The sequence below is a fragment of the uncultured Campylobacter sp. genome (assembly GCF_938045775.1).
GTDB lineage: Bacteria > Campylobacterota > Campylobacteria > Campylobacterales > Campylobacteraceae > Campylobacter_B.
The window spans coordinates 1-8,694 of the sequence record NZ_CALIBH010000149.1 but is presented as its reverse complement, the minus strand read 5'-3'; the positions used below and the strand labels follow the sequence as shown (position 1 = coordinate 8,694).

The window sequence follows — 8,694 nt, the reverse complement described above, 5'->3', positions numbered from 1 at the left end:
AAAATTTAAACCCCAACCCCTTTAAATAACCTAGCCACCATGTTAGAACCCTACGCGTATTCTCAATATTCGTAGCTTTGTTATAAATCTTTTGTATCTCTCTTTGTGCATGAAAAAGGGTGCGTTCAATGCTATAAGGATCCAGCTTGTTCTCATGTATTTTTTCATATGCAAAGGTTTCTAGTATCTTTCTAAAAGAGTGAAAAACCAGTCTATTCTTAGCTATTACGGGAGCATAGGTTTTAAGCGCTTTAACTAGAGTCATATCGCTTAGTACCTCTCCTTGCGTATTGGCAAAGCATAACGGGCAGTGGCTATGATGAGGATGTAATGTTTGCAGCCATTGCCCTACTTCTCTAGGAAGTCCCAGATGTTCATCTCCATTGCTTTTTACCTTATTCTCATCTTGTGGAAATAGTAAGTAGTATTCTCCATCATCGCCTATTTTTAAATGCTCATGGGTTAAATTTCTTACATTTGAGCTTCTTAGCCCGGTAAGTAGTCCAAAGATCAAAGCATTCTTGACGCCTATTTGATGAGGATAGTTCATGATAAATTTAATAAGTACGGTTAAATCCAAGTCATTTTTTATATATGGGTATTCGCTATGGCGAGGTATATTATAAAAGTCCTTAAACACCTCTTCTGCAAATAATGGATTTTTAGAAATATCTCTTATGCGAGCATATCTGAATAGTCTTTTAATAAGTTTGAATAAAATTTCTAAGGAGGCGTATTTTTCATTATCGTAATAATAATCCAGTATCGGCATAATATCCTTTTTGCTTATCTTGTTTATATCTTTGTCGCAAATATCCCTTAAAGCCTTAAAGCTCATATCTCGTCTTTTAGAGGTTGCTAATGCGACGTTGCCGTTATGTCTGCAAAACTGTCTATAAACGCTTGCCAGAGTATTTTTAGCAGGGATCAGCTTAGCAGAATCATCTATCATTAAATCTTTAAGAGTTTCTTTGGCTTCGCTTAGGCTTATCTCATCTGCATTACCTAAAGACTTAATCAGCTTGCCGCCTATGCAATAGTGATAGTGCCTATGGATTGTTTGCTCTCCCTTTTTAGTAAATGAGCGGTAAAATCTAACTGCTATATGCTCATCTATCATTTCTACCATAGTATTTTTGCGATGAGGCAGGGAGAAATTTCTGATGACTTTATCGGGATCCGTTTTAAAAGCCGGATCGTCTTTAATTTTAGAAAAAACTTTCATAACTGCTTATCCTTTAAAATTTAATATAGTTTCATAGGACAAATTATAAAAGTTTCCAAAGAGTTTAACAAGCTTAAGAGCTACTATACATTTTTTAATATATAGTAGTTTCTCTTAAACTACCTGCATAGTCTAGCGTTTTTAGTATTTGAAATTTTTTTCAAAAAATTTGAAAAAGCCTCAAAACAGGGCTTTTAAAAAAATCAAAAAACTAAAAATAGGGGGAAAATTTGATAGATGGTGTCCCCGACAGGATTCGAACCTGTGGCCTCAAAATTAGGAATTTTGCGCTCTATCCTGCTGAGCTACGAGGACAAAATCGGCGATTTAATCACCGATAATATTCATAACGTCGTCTAGTTTTTTGTGAAGATCTTTGTCGTTGATGGGTTTTGTCATAAAATCATAAGCGCCTTTATTTAGCGCCTCGCGTTTGGCGGTCTCGTCGGTAGTAAGGACGATGACGGGGATATGAGCTATACTTTCTCTAGCGTGAAGATTATCTAAAAATTCCAGCCCATTCATCACAGGCATTACGATATCTAATAAAATCAAATCAACAGGCTGAACTTCGAGTACGGCAAGGGCGTCCAAGCCGTTTTTGGCTTGGAGTATAGTTTGGAATTTGCCATATTTTTTTAGCATAACTTCAAGTAGCTTTAAATTTATAGCGTCGTCATCAACCGTTAAAACTTTCAAATCTCTCATTTAAAACCTCATCCTTATATATATTTTTGTGCGAGTTTCTCAAGACCCGACTTGGTGATATTGTAACTAGCGACTTCGCTAAATAGTGGATTTTCATCGTTGTCGTTAGAAAACAGAACTAGCTTGGTCGCAGACGCTTTTCGGCGCAAGCTCTCTAACGCCGCTAAGTCTAGCCCTGCTAGCTTTTTATCAATCAAAACAAGCTTATAACTACCCGTAGCCGCCATAGAAATAAGCTGGTCGAAATTGCCCGCAATTTCTACGTCTTTATACTGGTGTTTTAATATGCTGGCAAAAATTTTACTTTCCATAATATTTGCCTTACATATAAGTATATCTTTTGTCGGCACGTGCGTACCCTTAGCTTTCACTACGTCATCAGAAACTATACTTTTTTTAGGAACTAGCTTCATTATCGTCTTTGGCACTTTGACAGTTTTAATGACAGTCTTAGGCACCTGGCGTTTGACAAGCTTTTTAACCAGCTTCTTTGTAGTTCCACCGGCAGGCGCTGCATCAGATCGTTTATCACCGATAAAATTATCTAGCATTTGAGCTAAGATATCCTTTTTGATCGGCTTAGTGCAGTATTCGTCAAGTCCTGCTGCCATAAATTTCTCTCTATCACCTTTTAGCGCATTGGCGGTAACAGCCACGATCGGGATGTGGCGGAGATTATTCTCGTGTTCGTATTGCTTGATCTGCTTTGTAGATTCGATACCGTCCATAACAGGCATCGAAATATCCATAAATATGAGATCATAGTCGTTATTGGCTTTTCTGGCTTCCAGCGCCAAAAGTCCGTTTTCGACTATCGTCAAATTCATATTAAAGCTATTTAACGTATGCTTCATAAGCTTTTGATTGATCTCATTATCCTCCGCAATAAGGATTTTAGCGTTATATTTTCTATTGACCAAAGGTACATTTTCATCGGCAGGATTTCGCTCTACCGGCACTTCAACCTCTTCTTCGACTTCGACATCCTCTTCGACCATAATGGTTTCTTCCTGTTGCTCGTCTTCGTATACGGTGACGGGTACCTCGACCATCTCCTCTTCCTCAGGCTGCGGGATAATTACCGGTTCGACTTTTACGCTAACAGGCTCGATCTCAGGCTCTTCGACATAGACATTTTGAGTAGCAGGCTCTGCCTTTGGAATAGACACCGACTCCGGCTCAATACTCGGCTCTTCGGCAGGAATATTTTGAGCCGCTGGTTCTACTACTGGCGTTACCGGTTCAGACTCGATATTTGAAACCTCTTCAAGTTTTGGCTCTATAGGTTTTAGTTCAGGCTCAATTGCTACCGGCTCTGGTTCAACAGCGATAGGTTCTGGTTCAATTATCCTTTTAGTTGGAATTTCAGGTTCTGAAAGTTTAACATTTGAAATTTCATCTTCATGAGCAGAAACACTTGAAGTATCAGGCTTCGAAGCTTTAGCGATAGGAATTTCAGGCTCGGTTTTAATGGCTACCGGAATTTCTTCTTCTACGCTTGGAATTTCAATCTTTTCGGCAGGCTCTTGCACCTTGGCGCTCGGTTTGATATCCGAAAGATCGATATCTATATCAGGAATTTCAATCTCGGCCTTAGGCGTCTCAACCTTAGCCTTTGGAATTTCTATTTTTGCAGGCTCAACCCTTACTTCTTCTTCCTCTTTTTTGATCTTAGGAAGCTCTATCTCGATATCAGAAAGATCGATGCTAGGAGTTTCAGCTTTAGGAGCCTGGGTCTGCGTCGCATGTGTTTTGAGCCCCACAAAATCATCAGGAATTTCCAAAGATATAGGTTCATCGATATTGGTCTGGGCATCCTTTGTGCTTGAAGGCTCTACCTTTGGCTTTTCTGCGTGTGGAATTACTATTTCAGGAATATCTATATTGATCTTTGGTGATTCAGGCTCTGTCTTTTCAATCTTAATATCACTCATAGGCTCGATATCTATAGGCTTAATGACCGGCTCTTCTGCTTTAGGGGCTTCTTTTTTGAGCTCTTGAGCAATACTAGACCTACTAACAGCCTCCTCTTTATGCGCAGAATGAGCCTCGGCATCATGCGTACGCCTTCTGCTTTGCAAGATAGCGCGTAGCTCGTCCGCCGACGAAGTAGTAGCATGTCGTAATTCATCGAGTTTGTTGATGATAGGTCTTTCTTTTACTACCGGCTCTTCCATAATCATTTCATCAGCGACGATAGGCTTTTCTACCTCGGTATCCAGCTTAATCTCATGCGTCTGTGGAGCAAAATCCGATCTACTTAGAGCAATTCCGGATTTTGAAATTTTATCTAGCGTCTTAACGAATTTGGTTAAGTTAAAAGGCTCTGTGAGGGTAAAAATTTTAGAATTTGAAATACTAATACTTTGAAGCTCTTTTGGCTTAAGAGTTAAGATCGTAGGCATACTCAATATATCGCTAACCTCGCCGTAATTCTTAAATCTAGTGATAAGGGCGTCATATTTGTTATTGTTTTGCGCTGAGCGGAACTGCGCGTTTGTATTAAATATCGAAATTTTACCGCCTAGCTTGCTGATATAATTTTTAACGATATCGTTATACATCGTATCGGCGCTATCGGCTAAAAGCGCAAAATTTAACCCTTTGATGCTTTCAAATACTGCGTCCGCATCAGTCTTTTGAGTCTCTTTAAAAGCAAGGGTGAAGTAAAATCTAGTACCCTTTCCTACGGTAGATTTAACCTGAAGCTTACCGCCCATCATCGCTACGTATTTCGACGAAATCGTAAGTCCAAGACCTGTTCCGCCATATTTGCGTGTGATCGTAGAGTCAGCTTGAGAGAAGGCGTTAAATACATTTGCGAGCTTATCTTCAGAAATTCCAATGCCGGTATCTTCTACGCTAAACGTTACGATCGCCTCTCCTGGAGCTTTGCTAGGCTCCCTTAAAATTTCAACTACGATAGTACCATGCTCAGGCGTAAATTTGACAGCATTTGACATGAGGTTGATAAGAACCTCTTTGATCTTCGTGATGTCTCCGTATAGATGGTGCACGAGTGTAGGATCGATGTAAAGCAAGATGTCGATATTCTTTTCGGCAGCCTTGGCGACGTAAATTTCAACCGCGCTTTCGAAATCTTGGATAGGATTAAATAAGATATCCTCAAGCTCGACCTTATTGCTTTCAATCTTGGATACATCCAAAATGTTATTAATGATCGTTAGAAGGTTTTCGGACGATTTTTCGATAGTATCAACGTAATCGCGCTTTTCCTCGTCCAAATCGGTATTTTTAAGAAGCTCCGTAAAGCCGATGATGCCGTTAAGCGGCGTCCTGATCTCGTGAGACATATTAGCTAAAAAGATCGATTTTGCCTTGTTGGCATCCTCCGCAGCGCCCTTTTGATACGCAATCAGATCGAGCGCATCCTCGATAAGCGAATATGCCTTGTTAACGCCCTCACTGGTCCTAACGTCGATATGCTCGTGCTGATTCGTCAAATCGCCGATTCGGCTAAGCACGTTGCCGAGGTCGGTAACGTTCTGTCTTAAACGTCTTGTAATACCCAAGGCAAAAACGACCAAAATAGCCGCTAAAACCCATATGCCAAGAGCGATAAATAGGTTTCTTAGTCTTTGCGCTAGATAAGTATCGGCATGCATCGCAAGCTCAGCATTGATCTTTTCAGAAATTTCGCTTAGCTTTTTATATTTAAGTGTAGTAGAGGCAAACCACTCTTGAAAAGGCACGCTATAGTGTCCCTCGTCCGCTTCTTGCTGCAATGTGGCTGAAATTTTAGCGGTCTCTCTTAATGCGTTTTGAAATTCCTCTCCGTCTAGAATTTTTAAAATCGCAGCTCTAGCATCAGATTCCGGCAAGAAGTAGTAATTAGGAAGCGAACTAGATAGGTTGAAGCTAGCCCAAGTCCTTAGCTGCGCCTGATTCATCGCCTTACTACCGATGATGTATTCGATAATATAGTCGCGCTCCGATGCGGTGGCATCCATCGCCTCATAAGTATTAAGCAACGAAACCGTCCAAACGGTGATATTTGAGCTTACAAGACCCTCTCTTAGCACTCGTTGGATTGTTTTTACATCATCGTCGAATTTTTGAAAATATGAACTGAAAAGCTCACCGAAGCTTTTGCTTTGAGCATCGACATCCCTTCTTACCTGCGGAAGTTTGTCTAACAAACCGTCTATATCGGTCTCGGCAGCCAAAAGCTCGTCATTACCGGTGCCGTAAGCGAAAATATCAAAAATAGTCTTTTTTACGACATTTTCACTGGTATTTTTGCTTTCTTTATACTTTGCAAGCGCATCGTCGGTTTTTTTACGTTGACCCGATAGAAGGGTTCCCATACCGGGGTTTCCCTCGCTACCCAAAAACGCCGAAGTGATACCGCGCTCTTTATCTACCTGCTCTACTAACGCCGCGAGATTGCTATTTTTAGCAATTTGCTGCTGCAAAATTCCCACTCTGGCGTAATCCTGCAAAGAGATAAACAAGAAATATGATGCAAACGCGAAAATCAAAAGTAACGGGATACCGCTAACAAGTCTCAAAGCACTTGTAGTATTTAAATTCATACAAAATCCTTCAAAGCGCAGCTTACGCGACGTTAAATTTTATTCAACCGGAGAAACGAAGTCGCTTCCGTCACGCTAGGCGGAGACGATTTAGCCGTCCTGCAAAGTTAATGGGTGATTTTACTAAACAAATCTTTAAATATAGCTTTTTGCGTTAGGTTTTCGTTAATGATTGTTTAAAATTTTTTCCGCGGTTTGGATATTCGTAAGTGATCTGATCTCATCGAAACTCGCCGCATAAATGCTCTCAAAATCGCCGTAAAAGTCCAAAAGCTTCTTCAGACTTCCTTTGCTAACGCCTAAGCTTAGCAGCTTTGAGCTTTGCAGATCGAGTTTGCGTTTGCTTTTTTGGTGAAACGAGATCGCAAAGCGGTGCGCCTCATCGCGCAGGCGTTGAAAAAACTGCAATTTTTTATCGTCCGTTGGTAGCGAAAAAATCCCGCCCTTAGTGCAAATTTTATCTTTCGCAGCTCCCTTTGCGCGGTGGGCTTTAGCATCGATCTTTTCTTTTGAAATAGCGATTATATCGACGTTTGCTCCGACGCTGCAGATTATTTCCTCCGCTAAGTTTAGCAGAGCCGTTCCGCCGTCGATGAGCCACAGATCGGGCGCTGCAAGCTCGTCAAATTTAAGCGCACGGCTAGTTAGATACTCGCGCATCTGATCGTAGTCGTTATTTGAGCTAAGATGCTTGTGGCGGTAGTTTTGCTTGTTAAACTCGCCGTCTTGAAAGCTTATCATAGCCCCCACGGCTGCGGCGCCGAACATGTGCGAATTATCGAAAACTTCGATATTTACGGGCAAATTCGTAAGATCAAAATAATCCTTCAGCTCCTGCAAAAATGCATAATCGTGCGTTTTTAGATGTTTTTTGATATTGATCTCGCAGTTTTGGTATGCAATTTCGCAAATTTTACGTTTCTCGCCGATTTTCGGCGCGTAAATTTTAAAGGCTCTTTCGTGCCGCTTGGATAAAATTTCGCATACCAGATCCACATCGTCAAACTCGTCGTAAACGTAAATTTTAGCGCACGCCACGGGAGCCGCAGCCGGGAAGGCGCTTAAGATCATCTGTTTGTAGGCATTTGCGATATCATCGGCGCTTGGGGCTTTGCAGTTGATTATATGCGAGCTTGAGGCTGAAATTTTACCCTCGCGTATGCTAAAATGCACGGCGCAGACGAGCCCGTCGCGTGCAGCAATCGCAAAGACCTCGAAATCATCGAGCTTTGCTAGATCGACCTCAACTTTTACGTTCATCTGCTTTAAAATTTCAATTTTATCGCGGATCTGCGCGGCTTCTTCGAAATTTTCGCTCTGTGCTAGCCGCGCCATCCGATCCTGAAGCTGCGGCACCATTTTTTGCGGATTTTTCAGAGCCGCAAGCGCGCTTTGCACGATACGCGCGTAATCTTGCTTTGAAATTTTATCCTCGCACGGAGCGGCGCAGCGCCCAATTTGATGGAACAAACAGGCCTTTTTGCCCTTGACGCAATTTTTCTTCTGCACGAGCGGAAACTGCATATAAAGCGTCTGTAAAATTTCCTTCGCGCCGTGAAAATAGGGGCCGAAGTATCTGATGTTTTTGCCCTTTACAATCTTTCGCGTGATCTCAAAGCGAGGGAAATCGTCGTCTAAATTTACGTAGATATATGGATAAGTCTTATCGTCGCGCAGCAGGATGTTGTACTTGGGCTTGAGCTGCTTGATGAAGGAATTTTCTAGTATCAGCGCGTCGCTCTCGCTAGGCGTTACGATGTATTCTAAATGCACAGCCTCGCCTATCATCTTGGCGATGCGCGCGCTTAAGCGCGGGCTCGGTGCGAGGGCGGGCGTGAAAGAAAAATAGCTTTTGACGCGATTTTTTAAAATTTTTGCCTTGCCGACGTATAGCAGCTTGCCCGCGGCGTCGAAGTACTGATACACGCCGGGTGCGGCAGGCAAGCTCTTAATCTCCTCTATTAGCAAGGATCAGCCCTCTTATCTCTTCAAAAATTTTATAAATTTGCGGATCTTGGATTTTGTTTTTGAATCCTCCGTTCGAGCGCTCGGGCGAGAAAATTTCGCTGCTTCGGCGTATACTCATTTTAAAGGCTTGCGCGCGTCTTTTGTTCATCAACCTGCTTGCGACGAAAATTTTAACCTCGCGGACGCCGCAAAGCTCCGCCGTCTCTCTAGCGGCTACGAAGCGCTTTAATACGTCTT

The 8,694-nt window shown here is 42.0% G+C and carries 4 protein-coding genes, 1 tRNA gene and 1 pseudogene; all 6 read right to left on the bottom strand.

What is annotated here, in order from left to right; all coding sequences use genetic code 11:
- Window positions 1–1,225, bottom strand: a 1,225-nt coding sequence (locus Q0238_RS05650) for a tyrosine-type recombinase/integrase (RefSeq protein WP_297943787.1), incomplete at its 3' end; no start/stop codon positions are given.
- A 238-nt stretch (window positions 1,226–1,463) separates the two neighbouring features.
- Window positions 1,464–1,540 (bottom strand) — tRNA-Arg (locus Q0238_RS05645).
- 12 nt (window positions 1,541–1,552) lie between these two features.
- On the bottom strand, window positions 1,553–1,933 hold the full coding sequence (locus Q0238_RS05640; RefSeq protein ID WP_005869488.1) for a response regulator: 381 nt from the start codon (window positions 1,931–1,933) through the stop codon (window positions 1,553–1,555).
- A gap of 14 nt (window positions 1,934–1,947) precedes the next feature.
- On the bottom strand, window positions 1,948–6,489 hold the full coding sequence (locus tag Q0238_RS05635; protein ID WP_297943785.1) for an ATP-binding protein: 4,542 nt from the start codon (window positions 6,487–6,489) through the stop codon (window positions 1,948–1,950).
- Between the two features lie 165 nt (window positions 6,490–6,654).
- Window positions 6,655–8,457, bottom strand: a complete 1,803-nt coding sequence (gene uvrC / locus Q0238_RS05630; RefSeq protein ID WP_297943783.1) for an excinuclease ABC subunit UvrC — start codon at window positions 8,455–8,457, stop codon at window positions 6,655–6,657.
- Window positions 8,438–8,694, bottom strand: a pseudogene (locus Q0238_RS05625) (hypothetical protein); the annotation flags it as partial. The gene uvrC and the pseudogene Q0238_RS05625, both read right to left, overlap by 20 nt.

What these genes read in the sequence shown, in the direction of transcription:
- Q0238_RS05640 (WP_005869488.1), bottom strand. Translation starts at nt 1,933, where the DNA reads ATGAGAGATTTGAAAGTTTTAACGGTTGATGACGACGCTATAAATTTA.
- Q0238_RS05635 (WP_297943785.1), bottom strand. Translation starts at nt 6,489, where the DNA reads ATGAATTTAAATACTACAAGTGCTTTGAGACTTGTTAGCGGTATCCCG.